Source organism: Companilactobacillus nuruki, assembly GCF_002872255.1.
Taxonomy (GTDB): Bacteria; Bacillota; Bacilli; order Lactobacillales; family Lactobacillaceae; genus Companilactobacillus; species Companilactobacillus nuruki.
This window is the reverse complement of sequence record NZ_NIPR01000004.1, coordinates 17,146-34,002: the sequence shown is the minus strand read 5'-3', so window position 1 is coordinate 34,002 and position 16,857 is coordinate 17,146. Positions and strand designations below refer to the sequence as shown.

Sequence of the window (16,857 nt, the reverse complement as noted above, 5' to 3'; positions counted from 1 at the left end):
TATGGTCAATATATGCTCATCCAAAATAAAAAGCAACTAAATTTTTAATTCAGATTTTTGAAATTTTAAGAATATCAAAATTAGTTCGTTACTAATTTCTCTTTGAATACCGTTAAGATTTTTGTAAGGGGAACTAAGATAAATAGTTCTTTGTAATGGGGTTGGTGTAAGACGTGCTAATTGAACTTTTTGTTGGATAGTTTGCCAGGTTACTGAAGGTATAAAACTTAATCCAACACCTGCTTCAATTAAACCACGAATAGTAGCCGGATCATCGGCTTCGTACATGTAATCTAAGGTAATATCTCTTTTATCAAAATATTTATCAATTGTAATTCGAAGTGGATTTGTTTTAGATAATCCAATTAATTTTTCACCTCTTAAGTCTTCAGGATCAATGAATTGTTTGCTATAACCGTAGTTAATGTTCCAACCAACAAAGATTTCCTCCTTTAAAACAGGAACATTAGTCAATCCCTGTAAAGGATGTGTAGTGATGATAAAATCAAATTGTTTGAAGTCAGTTTCCCTAACGTTATGTTGTGCAATAGTCAGCCTAACATTAGGGAATTTTTCTTTAATATTGGTAACGATTGTCGGAATAAAAGGTGATGCAACCTCCATCAGAATAGAAATTGGTTGTTCAGTTTTATCAGGGCCACCCTTGATAGCATTAATACCACGATCCAATTCTTCAAGACTGTCGTTGACATAACTATAAAATAGTTTTCCGGCTCGATTTAATTTCAAAGTTCGGCCAGTACGATCGAAAAGTTTAGTATTCAATTCATCCTCTAATTGTTTAATCATTTTGCTAACAGCAGGCTGGGATACATAAAGGATATTTGATGCCTTTGTAATACTTTCTTGATTAGCAACAACTACGAAGTATTTTAATTGATTGATATTCATATTCTTCACCTCTTATATAACCAAATGGTTAAGTATTATGACTTTTATATATTATACATGTTATGAAAGGTTTCTTATACTAAGTCCGTGAGATCAATGGAAAGGATTTTGATGGGGGTGATTAATTATTAAAACTTTATGGATTTTTCCCGGTCAGGGTGGTCAAAAAAGCCGAATGTTAAAAGACGTTCCTGCTGAATTATTTCAAAAAGTTAAAGATCTAACTGGGATTGAATTAACTGATAATGATAAAGCGTATCAAGATTCAGTTCAGATTCAATTGGGAATCCTAATTTTACAGTTATTTAATATTCGTCAGTTAAAACAAAGGGGCTTTAAGCCTGATGCTGTGGCAGGTCATTCGTTAGGAATCTTTGCTGCTGGTGTCGCTAGTGGTTCAATTGACGAGGATGATGCAATTAAAATAGTTTATTTACGTTCTGAAAAAATGCAAGAATCATATCCAACAGGTTATGGCATGGGAGCAATTGTCGGCTTAACTAGAAGAGAAGTTAATACCTTAGTTAAAAAGATTAATGAAGAAACTCAGCCCGTTTTTACCTCAAATCAGAATTCTGAATTACAAACAGTTATCTCAGGATCTATTGTAGGAATAAATAAAGTTTTGGATTTGGCAAAAAGTAATGGTGCTCAAAAAGCAGTTTTATTAAAGGTACCAGTTCCATCGCACTCCCCATTGATGCAATCAGTAGCAGATGTGTTAGAGAAAGCGTTGGCTGATGTTTTGATAAACGATCCCAACTGCATATATTTAGCTAATTACAATGGTCACGCAGTCAGAAAATCCGCTGGTATCAAATATGACATGATTAATAATTTAGTTCATCCAGTTTATTGGGACACAATGATGGATGTAGCCAAGGAAATGGGAATTGATACGTCATTAGAATTACAACCAGGTCAGACTTTCACTAGATTAGTTAAAAGTAAATTTTCAGATTTTAGAACCATTACTATGAATAATATGAATCTGGATGATATTGAATTTTTGTTAAACAAATGGAAAAGAGGATAATCGATGGCTAAAAGAAGTTGGACTCAAAATCGTGATGCAAAAACTGCTAAATTAGCAAGTATTTCATCTATCTTAGATGGTAAGTTCGTTAAAACAGAAAATGCTAAAGAATTATTAGAAAGTGTTATTAATTCGGGCGACCGAGTCGTTTTGGAAGGAGATAATCAAAAACAAGCAAGTTTTCTTTCGCAAACGTTAGCTTCAGTTGATCCTGAAAAAGTACATGATTTACATATGATCATGTCAAGTGTTTCCCGTCCTGAGCATTTGGATATTTTTGAAACTGGAATTGCAAAGAAATTAGACTTTTCATTTGCTGGTCCACAGAGTACAAGAATTTCTCAAATGATTGCCGATGGAACAATGCAAGTTGGCGATATTCATACTTATTTGGAATTGTACGCACGTCTATATGTTGACTTGATTCCTAATGTTGTCCTAGTAGCAGCAGATAAAGTTGATCATGATGGAAATCTTTATACTGGTGCTAATACTGAAGAGACTCCAGTTATTGTGGAGTCAGCAGCTTTTAAGGATGGAATTGTCATTGTTCAAGCAAACGAAATAGTTGATAAAGTTCCTAGAGTTGATATTCCAGGAGATTGGGTCGATGTAGTTGTACCTGCTGATGAACCTTATCAACTTGAGCCGTTATTCACTCGTGATCCTCAAAATGTTACAGAATTACAAATTTTGATGGGTATGATGGCAATTCGTGGTATCTATGAAAAACATAATGTTCAAACTGTTAATCATGGGGTTGGCTTTAATACAGCAGCAATTGAATTGTTGTTGCCAACTTATGGAGAACAATTAGGTCTTAAAGGAAAGATCGTTCCTAATTGGGAAGTTAATCCAACGCCAACTTTGATTCCAGCAATTGAGAGCGGTTGGGTCAAAACAATCCACAGTTTTGGTGGAGAAGTCGGCATGGAAAACTATATTGCTCATCGTCCGGATATTTTCTTTGTTGGGAAAGATGGAACAATGCGTTCTAACCGTGCTTTTGGCCAAATGGCTGGTCAATATGCACTTGACATGTTTGTTGGTTCAACCCTGCAGATCGATCAATATGGAAATTCATCAACTGTAACCAATGGTCGTCTTTCAGGCTTTGGTGGTGCACCTAATATGGGAAGTAATCCAACTGGTCGCCGTCATTCAACACCAGCTTGGCAAAGCCTTCGTCCTGATGATGATCCACTTGGTAAAGGACAAAAATTAGTTGTACAAATGGTTGAAACATTTGGATCAAATAAAAAGCCAGTGTTTGTTGATCATTTGGATGCCGAAGAGGTTCAAAAGGAAGCTAAGTTAGCCAATGTACCAATTATGATATACAGCGAAGATACAACGCATATTGTGACTGAAGAGGGAATTGCCTATCTTTATAAGACTGATAGTATGGCTGAAAGAAAAGCAGCAATTGAAGCGATTGCGGGCGTAACTCCTGTTGGTTTGAGAAGTGATTCTAAACAATTAGCTGATCTTCGTGCTAGAGGGATTGTTGCATTGCCAGAAGATTTGGGCGTTCATCGTAGTGAAGCCAAACGTTCATTATTGGCTGCTCAAAATATGGATGACTTAGTTAAATGGTCAGATGGATTATATAATCCACCTGCAAAATTCAGAAGTTGGTCATAATTAATGATTGAAACAAAATTTTTGCAATTAGCTCAGCAGGGCATTAAGGCATTGAAGTGGGAAGTGAGTTTTTCACCTAAACCTGGATTAGTTGATGCAGTTTCTAATGGCTCACATAGCGATATGGATATTGAATTATTTTATAAGTCAGCCGATAGTTTATTGAATGGTTTTGAGGATATGGCAAGAATATCTTATCATCATCCAATTGATTTAGAATTGCGTGAAATGATTGGTCATATTGGCCGTTTAACTGAACAAGATATGTTTAAGGCCACCGATGGTATTAATACTCATAAGGGAGCTATTTGGAGTTTAGGATTATTAATCAGTGTTATCAGTAGTCAGCAAACATTAGATATGGAAACAATTTTATTGGGAGCTAAAAGGCTATCGAGATTACCGGATAAGTTTGTTCCTGATGGTCAATTGACACATGGAATGGTGACTCATCAAAAATATTCTATAAATGGAGCTAAAGGTGAGGCACAAAATGGTTTTCCTAATATTTCATTGGCCATGGCTTATCAACCACAAAAGGATGATTTTGATACTTGGCTAAGACGGCTATTAATTTTATATGCCAATGTTAACGATACAAACATTGTGTATCGTAGTAATTTACAGACTTTATATGACTTTCAAAAATTATCCTCCAAAATTGTAACCAATTCGGTGAAGGTAATTGATAATCCAGAATTTATTAAATTACAAAATTTTACAAGAGAATATAATATTTCTCCTGGTGGTTGTGCTGATTTATTTGCCGCAAGTTATTTTTTAAAACAATTGAATTAGAAATGGAGACAGAAATGGAAAAACTACATTTTAATTTCGACACAAAAGATGCAATTTCTAAACCAGTTCATGTAGGCGTTGTTGCATCTGGTGATCTTGAAGTTATTCTTAGACCAACAGATAAACAAACAGAAGTTAATATCATAACTGGTAGTGATGGATTTAAAGAGGTTTGGGAGAATGTCTTGAAACGATTTTTTGATAGATATCCTATTCAAGCAAATATTGAGATCAACGACTTTGGTTCAACTCCGGGCGTTGTTAATCTTCGTTTAACTCAAGCATTGGAGGAACTGGAAGATGAAAAATAGCTTTGTTGAATTGCATGCACGTGAACGTGCTCTTTCATTATTAGATGCTGATTCCGCTAGAGAATTAGTGGGACCACTTGATAATATGATCTCACCACATTTGGAACCTCAAAATATTGTTCCAGAAAGTGATGATGGAATTGTTTTGATGAAAGGAACAATCTCACAAAAAAATGTTTTAGTAGTTTCAATCGAAGGAAAATTTCAAGGCGGCGGTATTGGTGAAGTCAGTGGTGCTAAAGTTGTAGCAGCCTTAGAGAAGGCTTTAGCCGATAACCAAAATGGTAAAACTATCTATCCAATTATTATTTTAGATACTGGTGGTGTCCGTCTACAGGAAGCTAATTATGGATTACTATCAATTTCTGAAATTCAAAATGTAGTAATTGCTTTGAAAAAGTATGTCCCAGTTATTGGACTTATTCCCGGACGTGTTGGTTCATTTGGTGGGATGTCAATTACTGCCTCAATTCTTTCTTATTTAATTACAACAAACAAGGCTAGAATTGGTTTGAATGGTCCTGAGGTTATCGAACAAGAAGCAGGCGTTAGAGAGTTTGATTCAAGTGACAAGAATTTGATTTGGAACACCTTAGGCACTAAACAAAGAGCAAAAACAGGTATAGTTGATGAGGTTGTTGATGATACAGTTGACGAAATTAAAGCGGCCGTTATTAAGGAAATAGAAACTAAAAAAGATGCCCATCGAACAGAGAATGCTGATTTCTATCTAAGTCTTTTGGATAAATTAGATTTATCCAAGAAGTTAGATATATCGTCTTATGACAAGTTATATGGAACCGTTGAGACTACTAAACATGAAATAACCGAAGCGGTTTCAGGTTCTAAGGAGGGTACTAAGAGCCGCGGTCGTCTCTGGTTTGAAAAATTAACTGGAATAGAAAAAGCTACTAGTTCAGTTCCAACAGTATTGCATGCTCAAAAGAATGGTAAAGAATACATTGCTATTGTGCCAGATGCGGATAATGCTTATCCAAGAGTTAGAAATGGTGAAGTTGGTCTACAAGAGGGCTTTGCGGTGGCAAGTATTGTCAATAAGATTGTTGCTGAAGACAAAGATAAAACAAATAAGCGTCCAATTATTTTAGTTGTTGATGTACCTAGTCAAGCCTATGGTTATCAAGAAGAATTGATTGGGATTCATGTGGCTCTTGGTTCTAGTGCAGCAGCATATGCCAAAGCTAGACAGGCAGGTCATCCAGTCATCGCCTTTATTCCTGGGGATGCTGTATCAGGAGGGTTCTTAGCACATGGTTTACAATCGAATCGTTTAATTGCGCTTGATGATACATCAATTACTATTCAAGCTATGTCAAAGGCCAGTGCAGCTCGTATTACGCAACGTACAATTGCTGAATTAGAAGAAGCAACAAAGCATGTTCCGGCTATGGCATATGATATTGATAATTACGAAAAACTGGGTGCTTTGTATAAATTAGTTAAAGGAATCGGTTCTTGGGAAGCAACATCAGAAAACGTCGAAAAGATCAATAATATTATTGATGAAGCTATTCAAAGTACTGTTGACCAACCTGCTAATTTACATTTCCGCTATGAGACTCCCATTGCTAAAACCAGTGGTCGCAAAGCAACTTTGCAAGTGCGTCAATTAGTTGATGAACAATGGTAATAGAAACACATGATTTAATACAAATTAGTTCTCCTATGGAATTGATTAATAATGATCAGCCAAAGTGGGTTCAAGAAATATTTCCAAAGTCTTTAACGGTTGTAGTTAGACGAAGTCCATTTGTGGAAGGATGGATTCCGGTTGGCATAAGAGGGATTAAAAGAGAGCAAAGATTTGCCACATATGTGAGTACCTCAGCCATTCAAAAAGTTATTACGCCATATCAACTAGTGAGAGAGGGCTCATGGGTTGATTTGGGGGCTGAAAGAAAGAAATTACCAGCAATGTCTGCTTTACCAGGTATTTCTAAGATCCTATCAGGATACAATTGGGGTATCAGTGGGAGTGTAGGTTTTGAATTGGCTACAAGAACTAATACTGCCAAGGTTACCAGTGATCTAGATCTTATCTGGAAAGTTGAAAAGCCTATTAGTAAAAGCAGTGCGCAAGCCTTACTAAAAAAATTGAATATGTTTGGTGTACATGCCGATTTGCAGGTTATCCAAGGAAACAATGGCTTTTCATTAGAGGAATATGCTAATAGTCGTTCAACGATAATGGTGAAAACTTTAAAAGAACCAATTTTAGTTCATGATCCTTGGATAGATTCGAATAGGGTGGAAAGATAAGTTTCCACCCTTTTTTATATAGGAGTATAGAATGAAATTCTTAACAAATGATAAAGTTGAGTTGGATTATCATAAGTATGGTCAAGGACAACCGGTTGTATTAGTAGAAGGATTTGGAGGTTATCAAGAGATTTGGAGATTGCAGGTTGATTACCTAACTGAAATGAACTGTCAAGTAATTACCTATGACCATCGAAATCATGGACATTCGCAGAGAACTGATAAGGGACTACAAATGGATCGTTTAACGGATGATTTATCAGAATTGATTAATTATTTGTATTTGGATAAACCTATTTTGGTTGGACATTCTATGGGAGCTAGTATTTGTTATGATTACTTGAGTCGTTATCAAAATATTAAGGCGTTAATGGCAATTGATCAGTCACCCAAAATGCTAAATGATTCAAATTGGAAATATGGATTCGAAAATCTTAATGCTAATAATTTAAAAAAGAAATTATCTGAACCTGATAAGGCACATGAGACGGTCAATGGTTTAGATAATAGAATAGTCTTTGATTTAAATGAGGCCAAAACCAAATATCCATTTAATAGAATATCTAATTTGCCATTATTATTGGATCATGCTCAAAAGGATTGGCGAAAAGTACTCCTAAAAACTCAAATCCCGATAGACTTGGTAGTTGCCAAGCAAAGCCCATACTTTAACTGCAATTTTGCTAAGAAATTAGCTGGACAGAATAGTTTTATTAAACAGTATTGTTTAGAAAATTGTGGACACGATATCATGGCCGAGGTTCCAGATGAATTTAACCAGACTCTTCGTCATTTTATCTTTAGAAATTTAAAAAAGTAAAAAAGAAGATAATAATCGGATGAAAAACCCGAATTATTATCTTCTTTTTTTGTAATAATATTCTGTTAATTACCTAATGAAATTTAAAATGTTGATTTATCAACAACGATAACTGATAGTTTGTGAAACAAAAAATGCGCTATACGGGAGTCGAACCCGTATTTCAGGAACCGGAATCCTGCGTGCGATCCATTACACTAACAGCGCCTTGCTATTTCATTCTATCGCATATAAGGGGTAAAAGTAAATTGCCAAAAAAAATAAAAGAATTAGACATTTTGTAAGTATATCACTTGTAATTTTCACAAGAGAGTTTATAATTACAGTTGTGCTTAAGAGATGAGAATTATTCATCTGGGCTTTTATTTTTTGAGTACATGGGTCGTAAACAGACATACAGGGACGACTTTAGTCCCATGGAGTATATCAAATGACTAATAATGAAGATTTAGAATTGCTGGATTTAGTTGCCCCAGACTTCATTAAGACTCTGGAAAAGCGATTTAAAATACTTCAGAGTATCTCATTAATGGAGCCTGTTGGGCGCAGAGTATTAGCTGATGATCTTAATATTACTGAACGTGGATTGAGAACGGAAACCGATTTGTTGAGAAAACAAGGTTTAATTGATTCATCAAAGTCTGGAATGTCTTTAACTAGGACAGGAAATGCTGCAGTAGTAAGATTGACCGAAGTGTTGGCTGATTATCAAGGGACAGCTCTTTTAGAGAAAAAATTGAGCGAAAAGCTTGGAATTAGTCGTTGTATCGTTTTACCAGGGAATGCTGATAAGCAATATCGGGTAATCGACTCTTTTGGTCGTAGGCTTAATCAACTCTTAGGTTCGATATTACCAAGTGGCCAATCGATGATTTCGGTTACTGGTGGTAGTACCTTGGCACAAGTTGCCAGAAACCTTTCGCCCGATTTATCCAAGAATCGCCAGTTGGTATTTTTGCCAGCTCGTGGTGGAGTAGGTGAATCAGTTTCAATTCAGGCAAATAGTGTTTGTGCAGAAATGGCTTTAAAAACACAAGGCCAGTACCGTGCATTATATCTCCCAGAAGACATTAGTGAAAAAAGTTTTGAATCTTTGCAAAAAGAGTCTTCTATTAAGTCGGTTCTTGATTTAATATATAGGAGTAGTGCTGTGATTCACAGCATTGGAACTGCAAGTGTTATGGCAGACCGAAGAAATCTTTCAAAACATGAACAACAAGTTGTTGATGATGGTAAGGCTGTTTCAGAAGCTTTTGGTGATTTCTTTGATCAAAGTGGTAAACTTGTTTATAAGGTACCCAGGATTGGACTTCATGTCCGGGACCTTGATAAAATAAAATATGTGATTGCAATTGCGGGTGGTCAAAGTAAGGCCAGAGCAATTCAATCATATATGAAAAATGCACCTCATCATACAATATTAATTACTGATGAAGGTGCCTCAAAGTTGATTTTAAGGGATAACCCTTTAAAATAATATTTTTTTGATTTCCTGAAGGAGGAATTTTTGTATGACTACAAAAGTTGGTATTAATGGATTTGGCCGTATCGGTCGTTTGGCATTCCGCCGTATCGCTGCACTTCAAGCAGCTGGCAAGACAGATTTGGAAGTTGTTGCAATTAACGATTTAACTTCACCTGCTATGCTTGCTCACTTATTGAAGTATGATACTGCTCATGGTAACTTCGAAATTGACAAGATCACTGCTGAAGATGCAGCTATCGTTGTTGACGGTAAGAAGATCCCTGTATATGCTGAAATGAACGCTGCAGACCTTAAATGGGTTGCTAACGACGGTGTTGATATCGTTCTTGAATGTACTGGTTTCTACACATCAACAGAAAAAGCACAAGCTCATATTGATGCCGGTGCAAAACGTGTATTGATCTCAGCTCCATCAGGTGACATGCCTACAGTTGTTTACGGTGTTAACGATGACATCCTAACAAACGACGTTAAGATCGCTTCAGCTGGTTCATGTACAACAAACTGTCTTGCACCTCTAGCAAATGCCGTAAACGAAGAATTCGGTATTAAAGCTGGTACAATGACAACTATCCATGCTTACACAGCTACTCAAAAACTTCAAGATGGTCCAGAACGTAAAGGTAATGTTCGTGCTGCACGTGCTGCTGCTGCAAACATCATCCCTCATTCAACTGGTGCTGCTAAGGCTCTAGGTCTAGTTGTTCCTGCATTGAAGGGTAAGCTTGATGGACATGCACAACGTGTACCTGTTATTACAGGTTCAGTTACAGAATTAGTTGCAACTCTTGACAAAGAAGTTACAGTTGACGAAGTAAACGCTGCTGTTAAGAAGTATACAGAAAACAACCCTTCATTCGGTTACAACGATGACCAAATCGTATCATCAGACGTTATTGGTACACCATTTGGTTCAATCTTTGACCCAACACAAACACAAATTGTTGGTTCAGGTGCCGCTCAAGTTGTAAAGACTGTTGCTTGGTATGATAACGAATCAGGATTTACTGCACAAATGGTTCGTACACTTGAAAAATTTGCTAGCTTAAACTAATTTTTAATTTAACTAGTAATTAATTTAAGATAAAACCTAATTTAGTGTGATTTAAATTGGCGGAGGGAGGATAACTCCTTCCGCCTTTTTTTAAGGAAAATATTGGAGGATTTATTTACAATGGCTAAACTTATTGTTTCTGACGTTGACGTAAAAGGCAAAAAAGTCTTAATGCGTGTTGATTTCAACGTTCCTATTAAAGACGGTGTTGTCGGCGATACAAACCGTATCGTTGGTGCAATCCCAACAATCAAATATGTTTCAGAACATGGTGGAAAGGTTATCTTGCTATCTCACTTGGGTCGTATTAAGAGTGACGAAGACAAGAAAGCTTTATCATTAAAACCAGTTGCTGCTAAACTTGAAGAATTAAGCGGTATGCCTGTTAAGTTTGTACCAACTAACGAAGGTAAAGAACTTGAAGATGCTGTTAACAATCTTAAAGACGGTGAAATCCTATTGATGGAAAACACTCGTTTCCAAGATATTGACAACGACTTTGGCAAACGCGAAAGCAAGAACGATCCTAAGCTTGGCGAATACTGGGCATCACTTGGTGACGTATTTATCAACGATGCTTTCGGTACAGCCCACAGAAGCCATGCTTCAAACGTTGGTATTTCAACAGCTATGAAAGCTGCTGGTAAACCAGTCGCTGCTGGTTTCTTAATGGAAAAGGAAATCAAATTCTTAGGTAACGCTGTTGACAATCCTGTACATCCATTTGTAACAATTCTTGGTGGTGCAAAGGTTTCAGATAAGATTGGTGTTATTGAAAACTTAATTCCAAAATCAGATCACATCTTAATCGGTGGTGGTATGGCTTATACATTCTTAGCTGCCCAAGGACACAAGATTGGTAAGTCACTATTCGAAGCTGACAAAGTTGAACTAGCTAAAGACCTCCTTCAAAAAGCTGGCGACAAACTTGTTCTTCCTGTAGACCATATTGTTGCTAAAGAATTCTCAAATGATGCTGAAGCAACAACTACTGATGGTGTTGATATCCCTGATGACGAAATGGCTCTTGATATCGGACCTAAGACAGTTAAATTGTTCCAAAGCAAATTAGCTGGTGCAAAGACTGTTGTATGGAATGGACCAATGGGTGCCTTTGAAATGAGCAAATTTGCTGAAGGTACATTAGAAGTTGGACGTGCTATGGGTGAATTAACAGATGCTATTACTATCGTAGGTGGTGGTGACTCAACTGCTGCTGCTAAGAGTCTTGGTATTGCTGATAAGCTAACACACATCTCAACTGGTGGTGGTGCTTCTCTAGAATATCTAGAAGGTAAAGTATTACCTGGTATCGATTCAATTTCAGATAAATAATTATTTTTCACGAGGAGAATTAATTTATGCGTACACCTATTATTGCGGGTAACTGGAAGATGAACAAGAATCCTAAGGAAACCCAAGAATTTTTAGACGGAATCAAAGGTAAGTTGCCAGAATCTGGCGTAGAAGCTATTATTGGTGCCCCTGCTATTGATCTAACAACACTTGTTGCTGGTGCAGAAGGTACACCTCTAAAGACAGCTGCTGAAAACTCATACTTTGAAGATGCTGGTGCATTTACTGGCGAAACAAGTCCTAAAGCACTTTCAGAAATGGGTATTGATTATGTAATCATTGGTCACTCAGAAAGAAGACAATACTTCGGTGAAACTGATGAAGACATCAACAAGAAAGCTCTTGCTATCTTGAAGAACAATCTATTGCCAATCATTTGTTGTGGTGAAACTCTAGAACAACGTGAAGCTGGCAAAGCTGAAGACTGGGTAACAGGTCAAATTGAAAATGCTGTTAAAGGTATTTCTGCTGCTGACTTAGCTAAGTCTGTTATTGCTTACGAACCAATCTGGGCTATCGGTACTGGTAAAACTGCTACTGCTGATCAAGCACAAGAAATGGTTCATGTAATCCGTGAAAAGATTGCTAGTTTGTATGATGCAGATACTGCTGATAAGGTACGTATCCTTTACGGTGGTTCTGTAAAACCTGCTAACGTTAAAGAATTAATGGCTAAAGAAGATATTGATGGTGGACTTGTTGGTGGTGCATCAATGGATCCAGAATCATTTATCGCTTTGACTAACTTTAATAAATAATAACTTTCATAGAAGTTATTTATTTTAAGTAGTAAAAAGGTTAAAATTAGTTTGTATTAAAATCATAAAGGAGATTTTTAAAATATGTCTGTAATTACTGATATTTTAGGCCGTGAAGTTCTTGATTCACGTGGTAACCCAACCGTTGAAGTTGAACTATATACTGAACTAGGTGGCTTCGGCCGCGCACTTGTTCCTTCAGGTGCTTCAACTGGTGAACACGAAGCTGTTGAGTTGCGTGATGGCGACAAATCACGTTTTGGTGGTAAGGGTGTTCTTAAAGCCGTTGCTAACGTAAACGACAAGATTGCTAAAAAGGTTATTGGCATGGATGTTACTGACCAACGTGCTATTGACCAAGCAATGATCGACCTTGACGGTACACCTAACAAAGGTACTTTGGGTGCTAACGCTATTCTTGGTGTATCACTTGCTGCTGCACGTGCTGCTGCTGATGAATTAGGTCTTCCATTGTACGAATATCTTGGTGGTCCTAATGCTCATGTATTGCCAACACCTATGATGAACGTTATCAATGGTGGTAAGCATGCTGACAACAACGTTGATTTCCAAGAATTCATGATCTTGCCTGTTGGTGCAAAGTCAATGCGTGAAGCTGTACGTATGGGTTCAGAAACTTTCCAATCACTTAAGAAGGTTCTTGAAGGCCGTGGCTTGAACACAGCTGTTGGTGATGAAGGTGGTTTTGCTCCTGACCTTGAAAACAACGAAGCTCCTTTCAAGATTTTGGTTGAAGCTATTGAAAAAGCTGGTTACAAACCTGGTGAAGATGTTGCTATTGGTTTTGACTGTGCTTCATCAGAATTCTACAATGCTGATACTAAGAAGTACGAACTAAAGGGTGAAGGCGAAAATGGTGCTGTTCTTTCAGCAGACGAATTTATCGACTTACTTGATGGTATCGTTGAAAAGTACCCAGTTGTTACAATCGAAGATCCTATCGATGAAAACGAATGGGAAGACTGGCAAAAAGTTACTGCTAAACTTGGTAAGAAAGTACAACTTGTTGGTGATGACTTGTTCGTTACAAACACAGACTACTTGAAGAAGGGTATTGAAATGGGAGTTTCAAACTCAATCCTTATCAAGCTTAACCAAATCGGTACACTTACAGAAACATTTGAAGCTATCGAAATGGCTAAAGAAGCTGGCTTTACAGCTGTTGTTTCACATCGTTCAGGTGAAACAGAAGATACAACAATTGCTGACCTTGTTGTTGCTACAAACGCAGGTCAAATCAAGACTGGTTCAATGAGTCGTACAGACCGTATTGCTAAGTATAACCAATTGATGAGAATCGAAGATCAACTTGGCGACCAATCAGAATACAAGGGTATCAAGAGTTTCTATAACTTGAACAAATAATTACGAATAAGTAATTAATTAAAACAGCCTTAGGGCTGTTTTTTTTGTACAATAATAGTATCAACTGTTGGAGGAATTAAGGATGACCTTAAAAATTGCATTTATTGGATTTGGAAAATCAGCTAATCGTTATCATTTGCCCTATCTTAATGTTAGAGATAATTTTCAGGTGAAAACTATTTATACGCGAAGAGCAGTCAACGAAGAATTGGCGAAACCATATCTTGACATGGGAGTGAATTTCACTAACGATCTGAGTGATATTTTGAATGATCAGGATATTGATTTGGTAACGATTTGTACGCCAGCTAAAACCCATTATGATTTGGCTAAACAAGTTATTAAATCCCAAAAATCGGTTATTGTGGAAAAGCCTTTTGTTGATACGTTAGATCATGCAAAGGAATTAATTCAATTAGGAAAAGAAAATCATGTTTTAGTAATGCCTTATCAAAATCGTCGTTTTGACGGCGACTATTTAGCAGCCAAGCAAGTTATCGATCAGGGATTTTTAGGAGATATTGTTGAGGTTGAGTCACATATTGATTATTATCGTCCTAATACTGTTACTAGCAAGGGTACAAAAGAACAAGGTGAATTCTACGGATTGGGAATTCATTTAATGGATCGAATGATTGCAATCTTTGGAAGGCCAACGAAAATGGTTTATGATATTCGTAACACTGAAGTCTCTGATGCTGTTGATAATTATTTTGATGTTGATTTACACTATGGTACTAAAATGAAAGTAAAGATCAAAGTAAGTACTGATGTTGCTAAGGAATATCCTCGTTTTATTGTTCACGGAATGAATGGATCATTCATCAAGTATGGTGCTGACCAACAAGAAAATGATTTAAAGGCCGGCATTATGCCAGGAACAGCAAACTTTGGAGAAGATAGTCCAATGTATTATGGGATAGCTAAATATCGTAACGCTAATGGAGATTGGGTCGAAAAACAAATTAAGACCCCATTAGGAGATTATGGTTTGTATTACGATTCTGTGTATCAGACTTTGGTAAATCATCAAGCAAGGTTAGTTAAAGACAAAGAAATATTGACTGATATGGAGTTATTGGAGGCAGGTTTTTACCGACCATCGCCATCAATTTATGATGTACCTAAATTGGATTTGTAATATTAGGGGAGTAAGATGTCATTTACGGATAATGAGAAATTAAGATTAACTTTAGAGGGCGTTCTAGTAGGAATTGTTTCTGGAATTATTGTCAGTATGTTTCGCTGGTCAATCGCCCATTCATTAAAAATATTTCAGGGACTTTATATTGCGGCTCGTTCTAATATTTTGTTAGTAGTGGGATTAATTTTATTAATGATTATTGTGGCTATATTTGTTGGCTATCTTTTAAAGAAAGAACCTAATATTTCAGGGTCTGGTATTCCACAGGTCGAAGCGCAATTAGGTGGAGAAATGCAAATGAATTGGTGGTCGATTCTTTGGCGTAAATTTGTCGGAGGAATTATGAGTATTGGGCCAGGATTATTTCTTGGTCGAGAGGGACCATCGATTCAATTGGGAGCGGCAGTTGGACAAGGTGTCGGTGAGTTGACCCATGATAATAAGGGAGTTAATCAACGAGTTTTAATAGCCAGTGGAGCAGCGGCTGGACTATCAGCTGCTTTTAGTGCACCAATAGCCGGAGCAATGTTTGTTTTAGAGGAGGTTTATCATAATTTTTCCCCCTTGGTTTGGATAACTGCGTTGGCTAGTTCAGTTAGTGCTAATCTAATTGCATTGTATATTTTTGGTTTGCAGCCAGTTCTACAAGTTCCATATCGATATAGTTTGCCAGTTAAATATTATTGGCATTTGATTGTTTTAGGTATAATTCTTGGCTTGATGGGACGTTTGTATCAAATTGCAACTCTATCTATGCCTTCAATATATAATTTGACCCGTTTACCACGTTATATTCAGGGAATTATTCCATTGCTGATGATCATTCCTTTGGGGATGATGTTTCCCCAGTTTATTGGTGGTGGTAATGAAATCATTGTCAATTTGGCTCAATATAAAATTAGTTTGTTATTGATGTTAGGTTTATTTATTTTACGATTCGTTTTTTCGATGATGTCGTATGGTTCGGGTCTACCTGGAGGAATCTTTTTACCAATTTTAAATCTAGGTGCGATTATAGGTGCTATTTACGCGATTGTAATGAATCAATTAGGTTTACTACCAATAAATTTTGAGAGCAATTTAATTATATTTGCTATGGCAGGGTATTTTGCTTGTATTGGTAAAGCACCTTTCACCGCAATTATATTAGTTACGGAGATGGTTGGGTCACTCAAACATTTGATGCCACTAGCAGTATTATCATTAGTCGCATACATTGTTGTTGATTTGTTAAATGGGGCACCAATCTATGAGGCTCTTAAAGAGCGTCTGAATATTAATTCAGATTTTTTAAATCGTGTCAGTAAATTTAATGATCGTTTAGAGTTGCCTATTTATGAAGGAAGTTCAATTGATGGAAAATATATTCGTGATATACCGTTTCCTAAAGAAATTTTAGTTGTGGCAATATATCGTGGTGAACGTCAATTAATACCTAGAGGAGATACTTTGATCAAAGCAGGCGATCGTTTGATATGTATGGTCAATGCTGGTCAACGAGCCAAAGTTTTTCGAAAGCTAAAAGATTTGATTGATGGAATTGACTAGAAATTTGACTAATTTTATGGTATTGTTTTAGAAGTGATTTCAGCTTTCAACACCATGAACGGAGGTTTTACAGGTGTATAATATTATCGAAACATTGTTGATAATCGTATCCATTTTGATAATCATTGCCGTATTAATGCAACCAACAAAGCAACAAGATGCTTTGAATGCACTATCTGGTGGTGGTGGGGACCTATTCAGCAACCAGAAGAAACGTGGTTTTGAAGCCTTCATGGTTAAGGTTACCTACGTTTTACTAGTATTGTTTTTTGTTTTTTCAATCGTACTAGTATACTTATCATCTCACTAAGCGATTAATCCTCC

The 16,857-nt window shown here is 36.6% G+C and carries 16 protein-coding genes and 1 tRNA gene; 15 read left to right on the top strand and 2 right to left on the bottom strand.

Annotated elements, in window-relative coordinates; all coding sequences use genetic code 11:
* Window positions 1-36 precede the first annotated feature (36 nt).
* Complete coding sequence (locus tag CBP76_RS01765) at window positions 37-912, bottom strand: LysR family transcriptional regulator (protein WP_102195213.1); 876 nt, start codon at window positions 910-912, stop codon at window positions 37-39.
* Between the two features lie 124 nt (window positions 913-1,036).
* Between CBP76_RS01765 and CBP76_RS01760 the strand changes: the two genes are divergently transcribed.
* The 7 genes from CBP76_RS01760 to CBP76_RS01730 are packed head-to-tail and all read left to right on the top strand — an operon-like array spanning window position 1,037 to window position 7,801.
* Window positions 1,037-1,948, top strand: a complete 912-nt coding sequence (locus tag CBP76_RS01760) for an ACP S-malonyltransferase (protein WP_281258458.1) — start codon at window positions 1,037-1,039, stop codon at window positions 1,946-1,948.
* Between the two features lie 3 nt (window positions 1,949-1,951).
* Window positions 1,952-3,592: a malonate decarboxylase subunit alpha gene (mdcA, locus tag CBP76_RS01755; protein ID WP_102195211.1), complete on the top strand. Its 1,641-nt coding sequence runs from the start codon at window positions 1,952-1,954 to the stop codon at window positions 3,590-3,592.
* Between the two features lie 3 nt (window positions 3,593-3,595).
* Entirely contained in the window at window positions 3,596-4,390 is a 795-nt protein-coding gene (locus tag CBP76_RS01750; protein WP_102195210.1) for a triphosphoribosyl-dephospho-CoA synthase, read from the top strand.
* A gap of 14 nt (window positions 4,391-4,404) precedes the next feature.
* Window positions 4,405-4,701: a malonate decarboxylase subunit delta gene (locus tag CBP76_RS01745; RefSeq protein ID WP_102195209.1), complete on the top strand. Its 297-nt coding sequence runs from the start codon at window positions 4,405-4,407 to the stop codon at window positions 4,699-4,701.
* Window positions 4,691-6,352: a biotin-independent malonate decarboxylase subunit beta gene (mdcD, locus tag CBP76_RS01740; protein WP_102195208.1), complete on the top strand. Its 1,662-nt coding sequence runs from the start codon at window positions 4,691-4,693 to the stop codon at window positions 6,350-6,352. Before CBP76_RS01745 ends, mdcD begins: the two co-directional genes overlap by 11 nt.
* A complete protein-coding gene (locus CBP76_RS01735) occupies window positions 6,346-6,981 on the top strand; it encodes a malonate decarboxylase holo-ACP synthase (RefSeq protein ID WP_102195207.1) in 636 nt (211 codons plus the stop codon). Before mdcD ends, CBP76_RS01735 begins: the two co-directional genes overlap by 7 nt.
* A 31-nt stretch (window positions 6,982-7,012) precedes the next feature.
* Window positions 7,013-7,801: an alpha/beta fold hydrolase gene (locus CBP76_RS01730; protein ID WP_102195206.1), complete on the top strand. Its 789-nt coding sequence runs from the start codon at window positions 7,013-7,015 to the stop codon at window positions 7,799-7,801.
* A 135-nt stretch (window positions 7,802-7,936) separates the two neighbouring features.
* On the opposite strand, the gene CBP76_RS01725 is transcribed toward CBP76_RS01730, so the two are convergent.
* A tRNA-Arg gene (locus CBP76_RS01725) sits at window positions 7,937-8,008 on the bottom strand.
* A gap of 223 nt (window positions 8,009-8,231) precedes the next feature.
* Between CBP76_RS01725 and CBP76_RS01720 the strand changes: the two genes are divergently transcribed.
* The 8 genes from CBP76_RS01720 (at window position 8,232) to secG (ending at window position 16,843) form a co-directional block, all read left to right on the top strand.
* Window positions 8,232-9,278 (top strand): sugar-binding transcriptional regulator, encoded by a 1,047-nt coding sequence (locus CBP76_RS01720; protein ID WP_102195205.1) that lies wholly within the window; start codon window positions 8,232-8,234, stop codon window positions 9,276-9,278.
* Between the two features lie 34 nt (window positions 9,279-9,312).
* Window positions 9,313-10,341 (top strand): type I glyceraldehyde-3-phosphate dehydrogenase, encoded by a 1,029-nt coding sequence (gap, locus tag CBP76_RS01715; RefSeq protein WP_102195204.1) that lies wholly within the window; start codon window positions 9,313-9,315, stop codon window positions 10,339-10,341.
* 120 nt (window positions 10,342-10,461) lie between these two features.
* The gene (locus CBP76_RS01710; RefSeq protein WP_102195203.1) at window positions 10,462-11,676 is read left to right on the top strand and encodes a phosphoglycerate kinase; all 1,215 of its coding nucleotides are present in this window, start codon (window positions 10,462-10,464) and stop codon (window positions 11,674-11,676) included.
* Window positions 11,677-11,702: 26 nt separating this feature from the next.
* Window positions 11,703-12,455, top strand: coding sequence for a triose-phosphate isomerase (tpiA, locus tag CBP76_RS01705; protein WP_102195202.1), 753 nt, complete (start codon window positions 11,703-11,705; stop codon window positions 12,453-12,455).
* Window positions 12,456-12,539: 84 nt separating this feature from the next.
* Window positions 12,540-13,841, top strand: a complete 1,302-nt coding sequence (eno, locus tag CBP76_RS01700) for a phosphopyruvate hydratase (RefSeq protein ID WP_102195201.1) — start codon at window positions 12,540-12,542, stop codon at window positions 13,839-13,841.
* An 82-nt stretch (window positions 13,842-13,923) separates the two neighbouring features.
* Complete coding sequence (locus tag CBP76_RS01695; protein ID WP_102195200.1) at window positions 13,924-14,982, top strand: oxidoreductase; 1,059 nt, start codon at window positions 13,924-13,926, stop codon at window positions 14,980-14,982.
* A 15-nt stretch (window positions 14,983-14,997) separates the two neighbouring features.
* Window positions 14,998-16,533 (top strand): ClC family H(+)/Cl(-) exchange transporter, encoded by a 1,536-nt coding sequence (locus CBP76_RS01690; RefSeq protein WP_102195199.1) that lies wholly within the window; start codon window positions 14,998-15,000, stop codon window positions 16,531-16,533.
* Between the two features lie 73 nt (window positions 16,534-16,606).
* The gene (gene secG / locus CBP76_RS01685) at window positions 16,607-16,843 is read left to right on the top strand and encodes a preprotein translocase subunit SecG (RefSeq protein ID WP_102195198.1); all 237 of its coding nucleotides are present in this window, start codon (window positions 16,607-16,609) and stop codon (window positions 16,841-16,843) included.
* Window positions 16,844-16,857: the final 14 nt, after the last annotated feature.